This window comes from Flavobacterium sp. LAR06 (assembly GCF_041946075.1).
Classification (GTDB): domain Bacteria; phylum Bacteroidota; class Bacteroidia; order Flavobacteriales; family Flavobacteriaceae; genus Flavobacterium.
On the sequence record NZ_JAUTYT010000016.1, the window covers coordinates 62,074 to 80,881 of the forward strand.

At 35.2% G+C, this 18,808-nt stretch carries 8 protein-coding genes; 7 read left to right on the forward strand and 1 reads right to left on the reverse strand.

The window, feature by feature from the left end; all coding sequences use genetic code 11:
• Positions 1-59 precede the first annotated feature (59 nt).
• Positions 60-3,011: an FAD-binding and (Fe-S)-binding domain-containing protein gene (locus Q7C23_RS20175; RefSeq protein WP_375034186.1), complete on the forward strand. Its 2,952-nt coding sequence runs from the start codon at positions 60-62 to the stop codon at positions 3,009-3,011.
• Between the two features lie 81 nt (positions 3,012-3,092).
• Here the strand turns inward: Q7C23_RS20175 and Q7C23_RS20180 are convergent, their stop codons facing one another.
• Positions 3,093-5,774: a T9SS type A sorting domain-containing protein gene (locus Q7C23_RS20180; RefSeq protein WP_375034187.1), complete on the reverse strand. Its 2,682-nt coding sequence runs from the start codon at positions 5,772-5,774 to the stop codon at positions 3,093-3,095.
• Between the two features lie 487 nt (positions 5,775-6,261).
• Here Q7C23_RS20180 and Q7C23_RS20185 point away from each other — a divergent pair, with 487 nt between their 5' ends.
• The 6 genes from Q7C23_RS20185 to Q7C23_RS20210 all read left to right on the forward strand — a co-directional run bounded on the left by Q7C23_RS20185 (position 6,262) and on the right by Q7C23_RS20210 (position 18,789).
• A complete protein-coding gene (locus Q7C23_RS20185) occupies positions 6,262-8,313 on the forward strand; it encodes an alpha-galactosidase (RefSeq protein WP_375034188.1) in 2,052 nt (683 codons plus the stop codon).
• A gap of 29 nt (positions 8,314-8,342) precedes the next feature.
• Positions 8,343-10,295, forward strand: coding sequence for a sialate O-acetylesterase (locus tag Q7C23_RS20190; protein WP_375034189.1), 1,953 nt, complete (start codon positions 8,343-8,345; stop codon positions 10,293-10,295).
• Positions 10,296-10,315: 20 nt separating this feature from the next.
• Positions 10,316-12,520 carry an alpha-galactosidase gene (locus Q7C23_RS20195; protein WP_375034190.1) on the forward strand — a complete coding sequence of 735 codons (2,205 nt, stop codon included), beginning with the start codon at positions 10,316-10,318 and terminating at the stop codon, positions 12,518-12,520.
• 71 nt (positions 12,521-12,591) lie between these two features.
• On the forward strand, positions 12,592-13,608 hold the full coding sequence (locus Q7C23_RS20200) for a GntR family transcriptional regulator (protein WP_375034191.1): 1,017 nt from the start codon (positions 12,592-12,594) through the stop codon (positions 13,606-13,608).
• Positions 13,609-13,611: 3 nt separating this feature from the next.
• Complete coding sequence (locus tag Q7C23_RS20205) at positions 13,612-15,204, forward strand: solute:sodium symporter family transporter (RefSeq protein ID WP_375034192.1); 1,593 nt, start codon at positions 13,612-13,614, stop codon at positions 15,202-15,204.
• A gap of 558 nt (positions 15,205-15,762) precedes the next feature.
• Entirely contained in the window at positions 15,763-18,789 is a 3,027-nt protein-coding gene (locus Q7C23_RS20210) for a SusC/RagA family TonB-linked outer membrane protein (protein ID WP_375034193.1), read from the forward strand.
• The last annotated feature ends 19 nt before the right edge of the window (positions 18,790-18,808 follow it).

The window sequence follows — 18,808 nt, forward strand, 5'->3', positions numbered from 1 at the left end:
GAACAAAACCCTTGCGACTTTGCGCCTTTGTGGCGAAATTTATATAATAAAGTATTAAAATGAATGATAATAATATCCTTTCCAAGAGTTCTATTAATCTTGAAGGTTTAGAAAAACAATTAGAAGGTAAATTATTTTACGATCATACCATGCGTTTGCTCTACGCAACAGATGCCAGCGCTTATAAAGAAATGCCTTTGGCGGTAGCAATTCCGAAAACAAAAGAAGATATTCAGAAAATTATCGCTTTTGCAAGAGAGAATGGCAGTAGTGTGATACCTCGTGCTGCAGGAACTTCGCTTGCTGGTCAGGTAGTTGGAAACGGGATTATAGTTGATATTTCGCAGGAATTTACCAAAATCATTTCGGTAGATCAGGAAACTAAATCAGCTTGGGTAGAGCCGGGAGTAATCCGTGATGAATTAAATCTTCATTTAAAATCATATAAATTGTTTTTTGGCCCTGAAACTTCAACCAGTAATCGCTGTATGATTGGTGGAATGGTCGGAAACAATGCCTGTGGCGCAAGATCCGTTATTTATGGATCGACACGTGAGCATTTACTGGAAATAAAAGGTTTTTTGGCTGATGGTAATGAAGTCACATTCGGTTCTTTGACCAATGCTGAGTTTGAAGATAAATGCAATGGGATTACTGTTGTGAGCCCGTTAGAGCAAGCAATTTATGTTCAGGCGAAGGAAATATTGTCATCTCAGACAAACAGAACTTTATTTGAAGGTAATTTTCCGAAGAAAACAATTCCGAGAAGAAATACAGGTTATGCTTTAGATTTATTGGCAGATGCTATGCCTTTTTGTGATTCGACAGAAAAATTCAACTTTTGTAAATTAATAGCAGGATCGGAGGGAACTTTATTCTTTTCTACTGCCATAAAATTGAATTTGGTCGATGCGCTAAAACCTTATGCAGCTTTAGTATGTGTACATTTTGAAAGTATCAATGAATCGCTTAAAGCGAATATAGAAGCTTTGAAATTCAGTCCGGATAGTGTTGAGTTAATTGACCATTATATCTTGGAATGTACCAAAGAAAATATTGAACAAAGCAAGAATCGCTTTTTTGTAAAAGGAGATCCACAGGCAATACTGGCGGTTGAATTTTTAAGAGATTCACAAGAAGAAATTGATACTGTTGCAAAAGAAATGGAAGTGTTGATGCGTTCTAAAAATCTGGGCTATCATTTTCCGATTGTGTACGGTGATGATACTAATAAAGTCTGGACATTGAGAAAAGCAGGGTTGGGATTATTGTCTAATATTCCTGGTGATGCAAAAGCCGTTGCGGTGATTGAAGATACTGCTGTGGACGTTAATGATTTACCAGATTTTATCGAAGATTTTAATGCAATTTTAAAAGAAAGAAATTTAAACTGTGTGCATTATGCGCATGCTGCGACAGGAGAATTACACCTTCGTCCCATTATTGATTTAAAAACCAAAGAAGGAACAGCACTCTTTAGAACTATAGCAACAGACATAGCGCATTTAGTAAAAAAATATAAAGGCTCATTAAGCGGCGAACATGGAGACGGAAGACTTCGAGGAGAGTTTATTCCGTTGATGTTAGGCGAAGAAATTTATCAATTGTTTATTCAGATAAAAGAAGTTTGGGATCCCTGGGACGTTTTTAATCCGGGTAAAATTGTGAATACACCACCGATGGATTCTAGTTTGAGATACGCAGCAGGTCAGGACACCCCAATGCCGGAAACGTATTTTGATTTCTCAGAACATAACGGAATTCTGCGCGCCGCCGAAATGTGCAACGGATCCGGAGATTGCAGAAAAACAGAAAAAAGCGGCGGCACAATGTGTCCGAGTTATATGGCAACGCGTGATGAAAAACATACCACTCGTGCGAGAGCTAACATTTTAAGAGAAACCATCACAAACTCAAAAAAAGAAAATAAGTTTGATGATAAAAACCTTCTGGATGTACTTGATTTGTGCTTAAGTTGTAAAGGCTGTAAATCAGAATGTCCTTCGAATGTTGATATGGCAAAACTAAAAGCGGAGACTTTACAACAGTATCATGACAAAAACGGAGTGAAATTTCGCTCACGATTAATTGGCAATACGCCAAAAATAAACCATTTGTTTGCTTCGATTCCCTGGGTTTATAATGTATCTACTAAAGGCTTGCTAGGGAATATCATTAAAAAATCAGCTGGTTTTGCAACACAGAGAAAATTGCCTTTAATGTACAAAACCACTTTTGCTAAATGGATGCAGAAGCATCAGCAAGAAGGAGATTTTATAAATGGTAAAGTGTATTTGTATAATGACGAGTTCCTAAATTATTATGATGTAGAAATTGGTCAGACAACAGTTAAGCTTATGAATCGTTTGGGATATCAGGTTGAAATTCCTAAAATTGGTATAAGCGGAAGAACCTATCTTTCAAAAGGAATGCTAAAAGAAGCAAGAGAAATTGCAGAAAAAAACACTCAGGATTTTGAGAAAGCGATCCCCGAAGATGGTGTTTTAATTGGAATAGAACCTTCTGCAATATTAACATTCCGTGATGAATATCCTGATTTATGTCGTGGAAATTTAAAAGGCAAAGCAAAATCATTTGGAACAAAAACTTTTTTAATTGAAGAATTTTTAGCCAAAGAACTTGACGCAGGACGAATTTCTTCAGAGAATTTTACTGATAAAGAGGAACGTGTTCGTATGCACGGACATTGTTTTCAGAAAGCTTTGTCTTCATTAGTTCCATTAAAAAAGATATTAACGTTACCAAAGAATTATACTGTTCTGAATATTCCGAGTGGCTGCTGCGGTATGGCAGGATCCTTCGGTTATGAGAAAGAACACTATGATATTTCTATGAAAATAGGAGAATTGGTTTTGTTTCCAACCATCCGTTCTGAGGAAGATGCGACATTGATTTCTGCATCAGGAACAAGTTGCAGGCATCAAATTGCAGATGGCACAGGACGCAAAGCACAACATCCGGTCGAGATACTTTTTATGGCTTTAAAGTAGTTTTGTTTAGTTTTGTTTAGAATAAAAAATCCAGATTTTCATTTCGAAAATGAAAATCTGGATTTTTTTGACATATCTAACTTATTGTTTAAAAAGTTTGAAGTTTTGAATTGCAATGCCGGGTGTTTTAACTTTTACTATATATACACCACGTGCAAGACCGCTTATTGGTATTTCCGGACTAATCATATCTTCAACGTTGATAGAATTTTTTCGTACTTCTTTGCCTGCTGTATCATATATTGAAATAGCAACCTGTCCACTAATTGCATTATCAAATTTTATCCTGAAAGTTGTAGATGCAGGGTTAGGAAAAATATAGCTTGTTGCGGCAATTCCCCAGTTATATGCAGGAGTGCTTAATATTGAGCCATTATAGATTGCATACAAAGCAGCATCAGCCTGAGGCAGTTGTGCACTCAAAGCACCTTGTACGGTACTTGTTGTACCAGAATACAATTCTTTCACATTGTATGCTCCTGAACCCAAACCAATACGGCTTAAACTAATAGTATTGGTTGTTGCTGCATTGCTATAATTAAATACTGCGACGTAGGTAATATCATTATGTGTTGCATAGAAAATGTTAGCAGCATTGTTTCCGGTGTTACCATCAGAAGGAATAAAATGCATCTCTTTGCGGGCTGCGTCCATAACATCATCATTTTGTAAAAGATTCTGTGCTGTAGCTTTCCAGGTCCCTGCAACGGAGAAATCATCGCCGCTTGTAATAGTTCCGGTAACTACACTACTGAGCAATCTGGCACGATTTTGCCCTATAGAAGAGTTGCCAAACACAACGTGATCAGCATCCAGGTAATCATATATTTGGTTTTGCCACCAGCCATAAGTAGTACTGTTTAAAGTATAATCAGTATCATTGATAGTACTGTATGCATCACAAGCAATACGACGGACATGTACAAACGGACCTGTCGCTAAATTAGGAGATATGGCAGCCTGAACTAGCATTGTTCCATTAATTTCATCAATTAAATACTTCATACCTTCCTGGTAGGCTTCCATACCTGTATGAACTTGATAATTCACAAAACTGTCGGCTTCTATGCTGGCATGGGTTAAAAAGTCAATTTTCACCATTTCGAATCCGGCAGCTTTAAAACGGTCTATAAAATATTTTATTCTGGCTTTAGTTCCGGGACTAGTTGGATCCATGGCATAAGCACCATCTAGCTCAAAAGGACTTCCGTTAACCATGGTCCAACATTGGTTATAACTGTAAGAACTGCCTTCAACCTGACGGTTGTATTTGCCCCAGTCAACAAAAGGGGCCCAATAAATACCAGCTTTAAATCCTTTGCTTTTTGCATATGTAACAAATTGAGCAAGTTGGGCATCACTCATGTTGTCCCAATACGAATCAAGATCTATAAATAATGTATTGTCTTCGGTTTTGTATGCCGGGCAGTCATCATGAAAATAATCTACTACTGCCTTAGCTTTAGTTAAATTAATAGTAGTCTGCATCGCACCCCAGCTATTCCATCCGATAGGTTTAGGTGCCGTCCAGTCAAAAATATATTTCGGCTGCAATGCGGCGTTTGCCTGTGCAAATTCTTCAAATCCTGTTCGCCAGTCATCACCGGCATTTATCATTATCTTAGGCGAAGGACAGCTCGTTTGCCCCACGTTTACCCATCCATGACCGCGAGTATCCCTCGTTACTTCTGTCTTTGTCCATCCTGCAATAACCGAAACATAGGCAGACGATGCACCGCTACCATTTACAGTAATACCAGTTTTCCATTTTGTATGTTCAAGCGAACCAATTACTAAACCTTTACGATTAGTATTATTGTAGATGTTTGTCACCTCAGAAGCAGTGAAATCAGCCGAGTTCAAAGTGTAAGCGTTATACCGAATCCAGGCATCGTTGTCATAGGGTACAAATAAAGCCCTGGTATCTCCGGTACCAAAATTTGGTGTGACCTGATAGCTTGTTAAAGGGGACATTTTATAACAATTAGAGCCATTTCCGGTTAGGACAACCTGTACAGCCAGATAATTTTTGTTACTGTAAGTATAAAAAATTTGCTGCATGCCAAGGGTATAATTGCCACTTAACGTGAAGATATGTTTCGTACCGCTGCCAATATTATCTGTAAATTGTTCTGATGTGTAAGCTGCCGTCGCAAAATTGCCGCTTACGTATTGCTGATCACTATAAGCATAGGCAGATGCATTTGTAATTGTTGTAGCTCCATTGAATTTTATGCTGTAAGTTTTGGTACTTAAATTGTATACGATGCTATTGTTTGTACCAAAAGAAATCGTTTGGAGATTAGAAGAACTAATAGGTGTTAAAACAAACTTATCTAAATTTGGAGCCCATGAAATTGTATTGTCCCAAAGCAGTGTTGTGGTTCCGCTATTTAGATATATACTTAAATTTTTAGAGGCAGCAGTACTCCATCCCCCACTTGGATCACAGGGGATAGCTATTGTAGTTGCCGAACCAGCAGTTAAGCGAATTGTTCTGGGATCTCCAGTGCAATAAAATAATTGAAGATTGTACCAGCCTGTGGTTGATACGGTCACGTTTGTTGATACACTGCTATTGCCTCCTAAATTGCCGACAATTTTGCCAGAACAGGAGTCGCAGTTTTGAATGTCAGCACTATTAGTACGCGTGCCATTTTCAAACTCGTACGACTGGGCTGAACTACTTATTGCTATTAATAGCAGTAAAAGTGTAAAGAATTCTTTGATCGGTAATATTCCTCTTGTAATTTTTTCTTGCATAATAATTTATTTTAGTTAAAATGCAGTACTATACTATACTGTGCTACAATATTAAGAAAAATATTAATATATTGTTAAAAAAGAAAGGTTTTTTTATTTTTGGATGGAATTAAAAATAAAATTCTTACTATATCTTGTAAAAAAAATTAAGATAAAAAAATAAAACGGAAAGATTCTTTTGTTCTAATGTCTCATAAGTACGTTAAATATGTGGGTCTAATTTCGAAATTATTTGAAAAACGGATGAAACTTATAATTACCAAACAAATAATGCTTTCGTCAAGGCTATGGTATATTGATTTAATTTAAGTGTTTTATTTTGAATGTATTAGCTTGTAGTTGTAGCACTTTTATCAATTGTATAATTTGCTTTTTTGCTGCATTCAATTCTACTATTTCTGAAATATTTTTTCAAAGTGCTTGCGAAATAAATTATAATTTGTATCATTGTAGTATAGAATAGTATAATAACAATGAAATTTATTTAATGAAACATAATTCTTTCCTATTCAAAACTTTGTTTTTGTCCTTTTTGTTAGCGGTATTTTTCCTGACACCGGCCTTAGCTCAGAAGAGCATTAAAATGACTTTTGGTAAAAGCGGAATCATAACATATGATAGCAAACTAAAAACAATTGCCGTAAGTCAATCTCAAAAAACTATATTTTCAGGAGCTAAAGCTTCAGCTGTAATTAATGGTAAAACTATTTCTGTGGATTCTTATCGTGAAGCTGTTTTCGCAAAACAATCTATTAGTGATGATTTGGGTAAAGGTTTAAAATATACATTTACTTATAAGGATAAAAATAATCCAACGCTCATTCAAAGTTTTTACACTTATAATAACAAATCTTATTTTATAACTCAAATCGAAATTTTAGGTAACGGACAACAAATAGCAACTAATTATATTTCGCCATTGGATTTAGGGGAAATTGCTTTTGATAAAATTGAAAATTTACAAACTGTATTTGTTCCTTACGATAATGATGCTTTCATTAGTTATAATTCAAAAAAATTAGATACCATTTTACATAACACCAGTGCAGAAGTTGGAATTTTATTCAATAATACTTCACGCAATGGTTTTATAGTAGGGTCACTTGAGCACGCAGTTTGGAAAAGTGCAGTAAGAACAATCAATAAAAACAAACAGCCATTATTTTCTGTTTGGGCCGGATATTCAGAAAAAGAAACAACACGCGATAGTATTGCACATGGTACGGTAAAAGGAGATAGAATTTTGTCTCCAAAATTTTTCGTGGGTTATTATTCAGATTGGCGAGACGGAATGGAAGAATATGGAAAAACAAATCGTATCATAGAAAAGCCTTTTGTTTTTGCCTGGGATAAACCAACTCCTGTAGGCTGGAATAGCTGGGGTGTTTTGATGGAAAAAATTAATTACGACAATACGACTAAAGTAGCCGATTTCTTTGCCAATTCAATTCCGCAATTTCGTGTGGGTAATACTGCTTATATAGATCTTGACTCTTTTTGGGATAATATGGTAAAAGGAGGTTTTACCGGAGATTTCAGCAAACTAAAAGAATTCGCAGATTATTGCAAAAGTAAGGGTCTAGAGCCCGGAGCATATTGGGCACCTTTTACCGACTGGGGCTGGAAAGACGGACCAAATCGAAAAGCGGAAGGAAGTGATTACACTTTTGGTCAAATGTGGACCAAAACCGGAAACACTTATTTTGATTTTGATGGTGCGCGTGCTATTGATCCTACGCATCCCGGAACATTGAAAAGGGTTGATTATGTAATCAATAAATTAAAAGCATGTGGTTTTAAAATGATTAAAATAGACTTTTTAGGTCACGCCGCGGCGGAATCTACTTCGTTTTACGATAAAAATATAACCACCGGTCTGCAGGCTTACAAAGTGGGAATGGAGCATTTAGTGAACGCACTCGACGGACAGATGCTTATTTATGCAGCGATTTCGCCAAATATGGCAACTTCCCGTTATGCACATGTTCGTCGTATCGCCTGTGATGCCTGGAAAACAATGGAGCAAACACAATACACCTTAAATAGCGTAAACTACGGTTGGTGGCAAACTTATTCGTACGATTATATAGACGCTGATCACGTAGTTTTTGCCGATGTTACGGAAGGAGAGAACCGTGCCAGATTAATTTCGGCAGTCATTACAGGGACTCTTATTACAGGTGACGACTATAGTAAAGACGGAATTTGGAGTAAACGTGCAAAGGAATGGCTTCAGAATAAAGAGCTGCTTCAAATTGTTTCTCATGGTGTAGCTTTTCGTCCTTTGGAAGGAAATACAGGAAAATTAACGACTGAAGTTTTTGAACAAAAAATAGGAAATGATTGGTATCTGGCAGTTTTAAATTATGGTACGGAAAGCAAAAATTATACGCTTCCTTTAGAACGATTAGGTGTAAAAAATGGCAGTTATAAATTGCAAGATCTTTTTACTTCTGAAAATACCGAAGTAAAAAACAACACAATAAATGTAATTATTGGTGCTAAAGATGCTCATTTGTATAAAGTTGTAAATCGTTAAATTGAAGTAATATGAAAAAACATCTTTTAATGAAAACGATACTCATAATGACGTTTTGTATTCTATCGTCAAATGTTATGAATGCTACGGTATCATTACCTTCGTTTTTTACAGATAATATGGTTTTACAGCAAAAAAGTGCCGTTCCGTTTTGGGGAGAAAGCGATGGGAAATCTATAACTATAATGACATCGTGGGATAAAAAAACATACAAAACCGAAGTTACAAATGGCAAATGGAATGTGGTTTTAAAAACTCCTGTGTATGGAGGGCCTTACACAATTAATATAAATGACGGAACAATCAAAACGCTCAATAATGTTTTAATTGGTGAAGTTTGGTTGTGTTCTGGTCAAAGTAATATGGAAATGCCTCTGGAAGGTTGGGGGAAAATTAATAATTTTAAGCAAGAAATAGAAACCGCTAATTATCCGCAAATACGATTATTGCAGGCAGAACATATTGAAAGTACTTTACCGTTAAATACAATAAAAGTACAACAGGAAGGATGGAATGTTTGCAGTCCAAAAACGATTGCTGATTTTAGTGCAACTGCTTATTTTTTTGCTAAAAAGCTTTATAATGAAAAAAAGATTCCGATAGGTTTAATTCATTCTTCATGGGGAGGAACGTTAATTGAAGCCTGGACAAGTTCTGGAGCGTTAAGTACCATTCACGATTTTGATAATGAAATTCAGGCGATGAAATCACAAACCGATGCAGCAGCATTATTACAAAAATATAATGCAGATATGGCGGATTGGGAAATGAAATTGACAGGCGCAGATAAAGGATTTGAGACAGGAAAAGTGATTTGGGCAACACCTACTTTTGATGATTCCTCCTGGAAAACAATGCGATTGCCTTCGTTTTTTGACAGCAACGGATTAGGCAATTTTGACGGAGTGGTTTGGTTTAGAAAAAAGTTTACAGTAACTGATAGTAGTATAGACTTTAGTCTGAATTATTATGCAGATGACGATGATACAATTTGGATAAATGGCAATTATATTGGCGAAACGAAAGGTTATAACATAGAGCGCCATTATACAATTCCATCAAAATTTTTGAAAAAAGGCGAAAACACAATCACAATCAGAGTTTTTGACGGAGCTGGAAATGGAGGTGTTTATGGCGCCGAAAATTTCTCTTTGAAATCAGCAAAAGAATCAATTTTATTGGCAGGAAACTGGAAATATCTTATAGGTGCAGATAGTAAAGATTTGCCTGTAAAACCCTATCTGGCACAAGGACAAAACAGGCCAAGCGCTATTTATAATGCCATGATTGCGCCTTTGTTAGATTATAAAATTAAGGGAGTAATCTGGTACCAGGGAGAAAGTAATGCCGAAAGAGCGTATCAATATCAAACTTTGTTTCCAATGCTGATAAACGATTGGAGAGCAAAATTTAAAGATAAAAATTTGCCATTTTTCTTTGTTCAATTGGCCAATTATAAAGAGCGAAAAAAACAACCCGCAGCATCTGATTGGGCAGAATTACGAGAAGCACAGTTTCTGACTTTGAAATTGCCAAATACCGGAATGGCAGTAACAACAGATATTGGAATTGCAGAAGATATTCATCCAAAAAACAAACAGGATGTTGGAGGGAGATTAGCAAATATCGCTTTGGCAAAAGTGTATAATACCAAAATTGACTATTTGGGACCACTTTATAAATCATATACTATAAAGTTCAATACCGTAACAATAGATTTTAATTTTAATGAAAATATTAAAGCTAAAGATGGTGTTTTGAAAGGATTTTCGATCGCAGGATCTGATCAGAAATTTTATTGGGCGGATGCTAAAATAGTCAATGGTAAAGTGGAAGTTTACGCTCAGGATGTTCCAAACCCTGTTGCAGTTCGTTACAATTGGGCTGATAATCCTGACGGAAATTTAACCAATGCCTCAGGTTTGCCTGCTTCATCTTTTAGAACAGATGTTTGGCCAGGTATTACATATGAAAAGAAATAAGAAAATAACATATTAAGAAAATGAAAAAACAATTTACAACATTAAGGCAGTCTTTTGCAATAGCATTTTTTATTCTGGCTAGTTATTGCAGTCCAATAGCAGCACAACAAATTATCTCAGTAAAAACAAAAAGTAATGCACTTGTTTTACAAGTAACTCCAAAGAAAGAAGTAAACACTATCTATTTAGGGGAAAAACTGGCAAATGATTTTGAATATGAAAAAATTCAGGGTCAGTTTCGTCAGGGAACAGATTATTCAGGTATCTATAATGCGGCCTATACGCCATCAGGATCTAAAAACTTATTAGAACCTGCAATTGCCGTAACACATGCAGACGGAAATACTTCATTAGATTTATTGTATGTATCGCATAAAACAACGACGGTAAGTACAGGAATTTCTCAAACCGAAATTACTCTTAAAGATCCTGTATATCCTGTTGAGGTCCATATGTTTATTCAGGCATATTATGACACTGATGTTATTGAACAATGGACGACAATTCAGCACAGTGAAAAAGGAAATGTTACTTTGAACAAATACGCTTCGGCAAATTTATATTTAAAAGGATACAGCAATTTTTGGCTAAACCAATATCATGGTGATTGGGCAAAAGAAATGCAGCCTGAAGAAACAAAACTGACACACGGAATTAAAGTTTTAGATACCAAATTGGGTTCTCGTGCCAATTTATTTCAACCCTCTGTATTTATGGTTTCTTTGGATAAACCAGCAACAGAAGATGAAGGGAAAGTTTTGTTTGCAGGACTGGAATGGTCAGGAAATTTTAGAACAGATTTAGAATTAGATCCTTTAAACAATCTTCGTGTTATTTCAGGTATTAATAATGCTGCTTCAGCGTATTCATTGCCTAAAAATGAAGTGTTTACAACACCAAAATTTTGGTACACATTATCGTCTAAAGGAAAAGGAAATGCAAGTCGCAATCTGCACGACTGGTCAAGAAATTATAAAATATTAGACGGTAAAGGAAACCGCATGACATTGCTAAACAACTGGGAAGCTACTTATTTTAATTTTGACGAAGATAAGCTTAAAGTACTTATTGCTGATAGTAAAAAATTAGGCGTAGATATGTTTTTATTGGATGATGGATGGTTCGGAAACAACTATCCCCGTAACAACGACGACGCGGCTTTGGGAGATTGGGAAGTCAATAAAAAGAAACTGCCAAACGGAATCGGAACTTTAGTGAAAACAGCTAAAGACAATCAGGTAAAATTTGGAATCTGGATTGAGCCGGAAATGGTAAATCCTGCAAGTGATTTGTATAAAAAACATCCGGAATGGATCATCAAACAACCAGGAAGAGCAGAACATTATTTCCGTAATCAGTTAGTTTTGGATTTATCAAACCCACAAGTTCAGGATTTTGTCTATGGAGTTGTTGACAATCTTTTTACCGAAAACCCGGAATTAGCTTATATTAAATGGGATTGTAATGCGGTAATATACAATGCGTATTCTAGTAATCTAAAAGACAAACAGAATAATTTTTATACTGATTATGTAAACGGGCTTTACAAAGTTCTGGAACGTATTCGTGTAAAATATCCAAAAGTGCCAATGATGCTTTGCTCTGGCGGTGGGGGAAGAGTTGATTATGGAGCTCTGAAATACTTTACTGAATTCTGGCCAAGTGATAATACAGATCCTTTAGAGCGTGTATACATGCAATGGGAGTACTCGTACTTTTATCCAGCCTTAACTATTGCTGCTCACGTTACCGATTGGGGAAAACAGCCTATAAAATATCGTACAGATGTTGCCATGATGGGAAGGTTAGGTTTTGACATTGTAGTTAAAGATTTAAATGAGAAAGACTTAGCTTTTACCCAGCACGCTATAAAAAACTATAATGCACTAACCAATACAATCTGGCAGGGAGATCAGTACCGTTTGCAAAATCCTTGGGGTAATGATACGGCATCAGTGATGTTTGTTAATAAAAATGGAAACGAAGCAGTTGTATTTACTTATTCTGTTAATTCCAGATATGAAGCCGGAACACATCTTCCAATTAAATTAAAAGGATTACAGTCAGGACAAAATTATAAAGTTGAAGAAATCAATGTTTATCCGGATAAAAAAGCAGTCGTAGAAACTGCCGTTTATTCAGGCGATTTTTTAATGCAGGTTGGAATTAATCCAAACGTTACTGCATCAAATAGCAGCGTTGTTTTAAAAATCACTAAAGGCTAAAATATAATTACAAACATTAAGTATATATTTGTAATATATATTTTCTAAATAAATACCTATTAAAACGTTTTATGAAGCAAATTATTCAACAGATAAAAAATCTCGAATCGATCAATTCCTTATCTAAACATGAGCAATTGGTTCAGGGAATAATTAATGCCATTGATGAAAAGGTTGTCACAAAAGGCGATCTGTTACCATCGGTAAATACTTTTATTAGCGAATTGGGCTTTGCAAGAGAAACCATTGCAAGAGCCTACAAGGATCTTGTTCATAGGGGCATTATTGAATCAAAAAACAGATTGGGTTACTTTGTTGCTACAAATGATGTAAAACAGGAGTTAAAAGTGGCACTGTTGATATTTGCATTTGATATTTTTCAGGAAACGTTCTATGAGAATTTTAGAAAGGGTCTTGGCAAAAATGTGCAGCTGGACATCTTTTTCCATCACAATAATTTTGACACCTTTGAAAATATTATTCAAACGATAAAAGGGAAATACGGAATGTTTGTTATCGCTCCGATTCCTGGTAATAAAACAGCGGCTGTTTTATCACAGCTGCCAACTAACAGAGTATTGCTGGTAGACCGTTACATAGAAACAGAGGAAGATTACAATTATGTTGCGCAGGAGTTTGGAGATTCTTCTTACAATGCTTTTGTACAGCTAAAAGATAAAATCAAGAAGTACGATGAAATTATCTTCTTTTTTAAACCATCCTCTGCAGAACCTGATGAAATTTTAAATTCGTTTAAAAGATTCATGAAAGATTACAACATCAAAGGTGTTATCAAAGAAGAATACATATCAGGTTCTCTGGAAAAAGGAAAAGTATATTTTACTATTCATAATCTCGAGCTTTGGGAAATGTTGAAAGACTCTAAAATCAAAGGACTTAAGATTGGTAAAGACATCGGATTTATTTCTCACAACGATGACATTGTAAAAGAAATCATTTTTGACGGAGTTACTACATTTTCTACAGATTTCGCGGAAATGGGGAAAAAAGCGGCAAATTTTGTTTTGAATAGAAAAAAGACACAGGAAATCATCCCTACAATTCTTATTGATAGAAATTCGTTGTAGTTTATGAATGTTTTATCAATTGTTAGTTTTTTGCTAATTACAGGTCTTATTGCCTTAATTTCGGCAATTAAGACACGTAAGAAAAAGGTACAAACCACTAATGGACTTTTTTTTGCAGATCACAACAATAATTTTTTCATAGTAGGAGGAGCATTGTTGTTAAGCAACATAAGTGCCAATCAATTTATAGGCGAAAACGAATCTATTTATACCAATAATATGAGCGTTATAGCATGGGGCGTAAGTTCTGTGCTAGCGATGTTGTTGGTCGCAGAGTTCTTTTTGCCTATTTATTTTCGTACCGGAGCCATGACAATTCCGGATTATTTAGGAAAGCGTTACGATCAGTCGACTAAAAGATTAGTGTCAATTGTATTTTTATGCAGTTACATTGTTAATTTGCTTCCCGCAGTTCTATATGGTGGTGCTGTTGCCCTTACCGGAATGTTCAATTTCCTGGAGCCTTTACAATTAACGTATTGGCAAAATATCTGGATCATGGTTTGGGTAATAGGATTAACGGGTTGTGCCTATTCCGTTCTTGGAGGTTTAAGAGCGATCTCTATAAGTGACACCATTTTAAGTATTGGACTATTAACGATTGGCATTGCTTTTCCCTATTTTGGATTCAAATTTTTAGGTCATGGCGATTGGTCGCAAGGACTGAATATTATGCTTTCGCAGAATAAAGAACATCTAAACGCTATTGGAGGTTCAAATGACGAAATACCATTAAGCACTATTTTTACCGGTATGTTTATCATGAATCTGTATTATTGGGGAATGGAACAGTTTATTGTACAACAGGCGCTTTCGGCAAAAAGTCTTTCGCACAGTCAGAAAGGAATGGGATTGGCCTGTTTAGGAAAATTGTTATGTCCTTTTATCATTAATATTCCCGGACTGATAGGTGTGCATTTATATAAAAATCTTCAAAACACAGCAGAAGTTTTTCCTCTGGTTGTAAAAGATACTTTGCCAACGATTCTAATTGGTTTAACAGCCGCTGTTGTGCTAGGTGCTGCTATTAGTACTTTTAATGCGGGATTAAACAGTAGTAGTACACTGTTTGTATTAAACCTATATAAGCCTTGGTTGGAAAAAAGAAATAAAGAAGTTACAGAGAAACATTTGGTTTATACCGGGCGCAAATTCGAAATTATTATTTCGGCTTTAGCAATGTTTTCTGCTCCGTTTATTATGTTTAGTAAAGCAGGCTTCTATACTTATTTGCAACAACTCGGAGGAATGTTTTGTTTGCCTATTTTCACCATTATATTAGTTGGCTTTGTTTCGAAAAAAGTTCCACCGCAAGCGGCTAAAATCGGAATGGCATTCTTTATTTTGAGTTATGTAATCTTTAATTATATTTTGGAAATTGAACTGCATTATTTGCATATGCTGGCGATATTATTCGCTTTTACTACAATATGTATGTTGGTCGCCTCAAAATTTTATCCAAATTATAAGTATACTGAAATCAAACTTGAATCTGTTGGATTAGTACCATGGAAGAATCGCTATTGGTACTTTGGTGCACTATTGATCGGGATGGTGAGTATTTTTATTTTATTCTCTAAATGGGGGATAGCTTAGTTTAAGATGCTGAGGTTCTAGGATTTTAAATTTCAGACGCTGTTTATACGTCTTTATTTATGTTCAATAATTATCGATTTTAATGGCGAAAGATGCATCGAAACTTATCCCTACAATGGTATCCCAATCTATTACCGAAATGACCAACAAACTTTTTCGGAAGATTTATTAAGAGTGATTTGACTGATAATTCTTCTGTTTATTTCTGTTTTTCTTTTGAGTTGCTTAAAAATAAATCCTGTACTATAAGAATCCCTATAACGTACTTATTTTCCCTTTTTTAAGACACATGTGCCTTATTTTTGTCTGAGATTTCTTGATTTTCTCTCTATTATTTTTCTCTTTTTCTTTTTAAACTTTGTTATTTATACAAATGCCGAAATAAATCCCGCAAAAAAATAGCAAATTCTTAAAACATAAATTTGGATGTTATGAAAATATTTGTATGTTTGTAATGTTGTAGTATAGTATAGTATAAGTCAAGTAAGTTTCTCTTATCTTTAAATGCTCAATAAAAAAACTAACTCAATATTTTATTAACTAAAAACCAAAATCATTATGAGAATCGCAATAAGATACTTATGCTTCTTAGTAGTTATGATGTGTGCCAGTACACTTTATTCCCAAACTATCACCGGTAAAGTTACAGATAATGAAAATTTGCCATTGCCTGGCGCTACTATTATAGTAAAAGGCACTCAAAACTCAGCAGTAACTGACATTGATGGTAGTTACAAATTATCAAATGTTAAGACAGGATCAACTTTGGAATTTAGTTTCATAGGATTTAATACGCAATCAGTTGTTGCAAATAAATCTGAAATTAATATCTCTTTGACTCCAAATACTCAGGAATTGAATGAAGTTGTAATAGTTGGAGCCACAATGAAAAAAGGAGATCTAACCGGTGCTGTTAGCAGTGTTTCTGGTGATAAACTTAGAGAGGTTCCTACGCCAAATGTAGTTCAGGCGCTTCAAGGGCGTGCCTCAGGTGTATATGTACAACAAAGTGCTGTACCTGGTCAAACAGGTTCAATAAGAATTAGGGGAAATAATTCTCTAAACTTTGGCGGTAACCCAATATTTGTAATTGATGGTTTAGTTACTGATAGCAATTTTGAAAATATTAACCCTGACGATATTGCGAGTTTGGAAGTTCTTAAAGATGCTTCTGCTACTGCACTGTATGGTTCAAGAGCAGCTAATGGCGTAATAGTAATTACGACAAAAAAAGGTTCAAGATCAGGGGAAGCAAAAATACAGTATGATACATGGACAGGTGTATCTGAATTTGCAAGAACTATTCCGTTGATGAATGGTCAGCAATTATTTGATCTAAGGGTTGATGCTTATGCAAATCGTTATATGGATGAGAATCCTGCTGCTGATCGTACTGCTTATATCAATCAAATTAAGTCAGATGGTTCGACTGTATTTGCGCCTTATGAATTGGATTCTTACCGAACGGGTAAAAGTTACAATTGGCTAGATCAGGTAACGCGTTCAGGTTTTCAAACGAATCATAATTTAAGTTTCAGCGGAGGGGGAGAAAAGGGGACTTATTTTGTAAGTTTCAATTATGTTAATCAGGAGGGACTTCTTAAAAACTCTGATTTTAAAAGATATAATGGAAAAATTAACCTTGCGCAGGATTTGAAATCATGGCTGCAGTTTGGTACCAATACTACTTTTTCAAGAAGCGAGAGTAATTATCAGGAGGGCAGTGCCTTTGGTGTGGCATTGGGAGCAAATCCATTACTACCTATAGACTCTAAAGCTACTTATCTTCGATATGGTGAAGTATTTGATCAAAATCTTTATAATCCGATACTAAGTCTTGATATCATAAATTCAAGTATGCGTAATAGACTTACAAGTAGTAATTTTTTAAGTGCCAAACCGGTAAAGGGACTTGATATCAGAACTACCTTTTCTGTAGATATTACAGATCAGGCAAATTTTGATTATGTACCAAGTTACACAGGACAGTCACTTAGAAATTCTATGGATGGAGAAGCGCATCATTATAGATATTCACAATTGAATTATCAGTGGGATAATACCGTAAGTTATAGTAAAGTTTTTGCTGCAAAGCATGACGTAAGCATAATGGGAGGATTTTCTGTAATGAGTAATTCAGGTAATAGTACAGATGTAAGAGCTCGCGGATTTGTTAGTGACGATTTGACCTATATGGCATTATCAGGTGCATATCAAAAGGATAATGCGCAGTTAGGCTCGAATTTTACAGATTATTCAAACCAATCGTATTTTGCAAGAGCTAACTATGTTTTTGATGGCAAGTATAATATTACAGGTACAATAAGAAGAGATGGTTCTTCTAAATTTGGCCCTAATAACAAATGGGGAACCTTTCCTTCAATAGCAGGAAGTTGGGATATTGCTAAAGAAAATTTCCTTACAGGATTTGAAAAATTAAATCAACTTAAGTTTCGTGTAGGTTATGGTATGGTGGGTAATCAAAATGTAGATGCTTACAGGTATTTTGCATTATATAATGCACAAGTGAGTAATAATTCAGGGACTTACGTGTCTGATAATTATATTGATAATTTTGATTTAAGATGGGAAAAGCAAAAACAATTTAATATTGGACTAGATGCTGGTTTCTTTCAAAACAGACTAACTGCAAGTGCTAATTATTTTCATATAAATAATGATGATCTCTTAATGCTGCGCAATATGCCAGTTTCGTCAGGATATAAATATAAGCTTGATAATATTGGTGCTACAACTAATAAGGGTATTGAATTTGAGCTTAGCGGCGACATTATTAAAAACAAAGATTTAAAATGGAATGTTTCTGCCAACGTATCATCTGCAAAAAACAAGGTTACAAAACTTTATGGAGATGCTACAGAGATATACAACTTGGGTGGTTATAGTAACAATGAGATTCAGCGTACTGGGAACTTTTTCTTAGGTGAATCGGTAAATACAGTTTACGTATTTCAATATGATGGTATTGCACAGCAGGGAGAAAACCTTAGTGGAGTAAATTATGGAAGCCGAACAGTTCAGGCTGGGGATATTAAAATCAAAGACCGTAATGGCGACGGTGTGATAAATGATAAGGACAGGTATGTGGTTGGCGATTTGAATCCTGATTATTATGGTGGTTTTTCTACAGATCTTAATTATAAAGGTTTTGGATTAAACGCAGTATTTGCTTATTCAATAGGAGGCGAGAGACCAAGTTCTACCTACGAAAGTTATATGAACTCAGGAGGGATGAGTGCAGCACATACAGACCTTTTAAATCGTTGGACTCCTACCAATACCAATACAGATGTACCAAGAGCCTATTATGGAGGTGGAAGATATACTTTAGGTGAGACAGATAAGGCAATACAAGATGCTTCATTCCTAAGATTAAATGCACTTACAATATCGTATACATTACAAGACAAAGTTGCAGAAAGTGTTTTTCTTAAAAATGTAAGGTTTTATCTAACGGGGTCTAATCTGTTTATTATAACTAAATATAAAGGGTATGATCCTGAAGGAGGAGATTCTTATCCAATATCTAGAATGGTAGTTATGGGATTAAATTTATCTCTTTAATCAAATTAATTTTAAAAAT

Coding starts and splice junctions, on each gene's coding strand:
- Q7C23_RS20180 (WP_375034187.1), bottom strand. CDS start 5,774: ATGCAAGAAAAAATTACAAGAGGAATATTACCGATCAAAGAATTCTTT.
- Q7C23_RS20175 (WP_375034186.1), top strand. CDS start 60: ATGAATGATAATAATATCCTTTCCAAGAGTTCTATTAATCTTGAAGGT.
- Q7C23_RS20190 (WP_375034189.1), top strand. CDS start 8,343: ATGAAAACGATACTCATAATGACGTTTTGTATTCTATCGTCAAATGTT.
- Q7C23_RS20200 (WP_375034191.1), top strand. CDS start 12,592: ATGAAGCAAATTATTCAACAGATAAAAAATCTCGAATCGATCAATTCC.
- Q7C23_RS20185 (WP_375034188.1), top strand. CDS start 6,262: ATGAAACATAATTCTTTCCTATTCAAAACTTTGTTTTTGTCCTTTTTG.
- Q7C23_RS20205 (WP_375034192.1), top strand. CDS start 13,612: ATGAATGTTTTATCAATTGTTAGTTTTTTGCTAATTACAGGTCTTATT.
- Q7C23_RS20195 (WP_375034190.1), top strand. CDS start 10,316: ATGAAAAAACAATTTACAACATTAAGGCAGTCTTTTGCAATAGCATTT.
- Q7C23_RS20210 (WP_375034193.1), top strand. CDS start 15,763: ATGAGAATCGCAATAAGATACTTATGCTTCTTAGTAGTTATGATGTGT.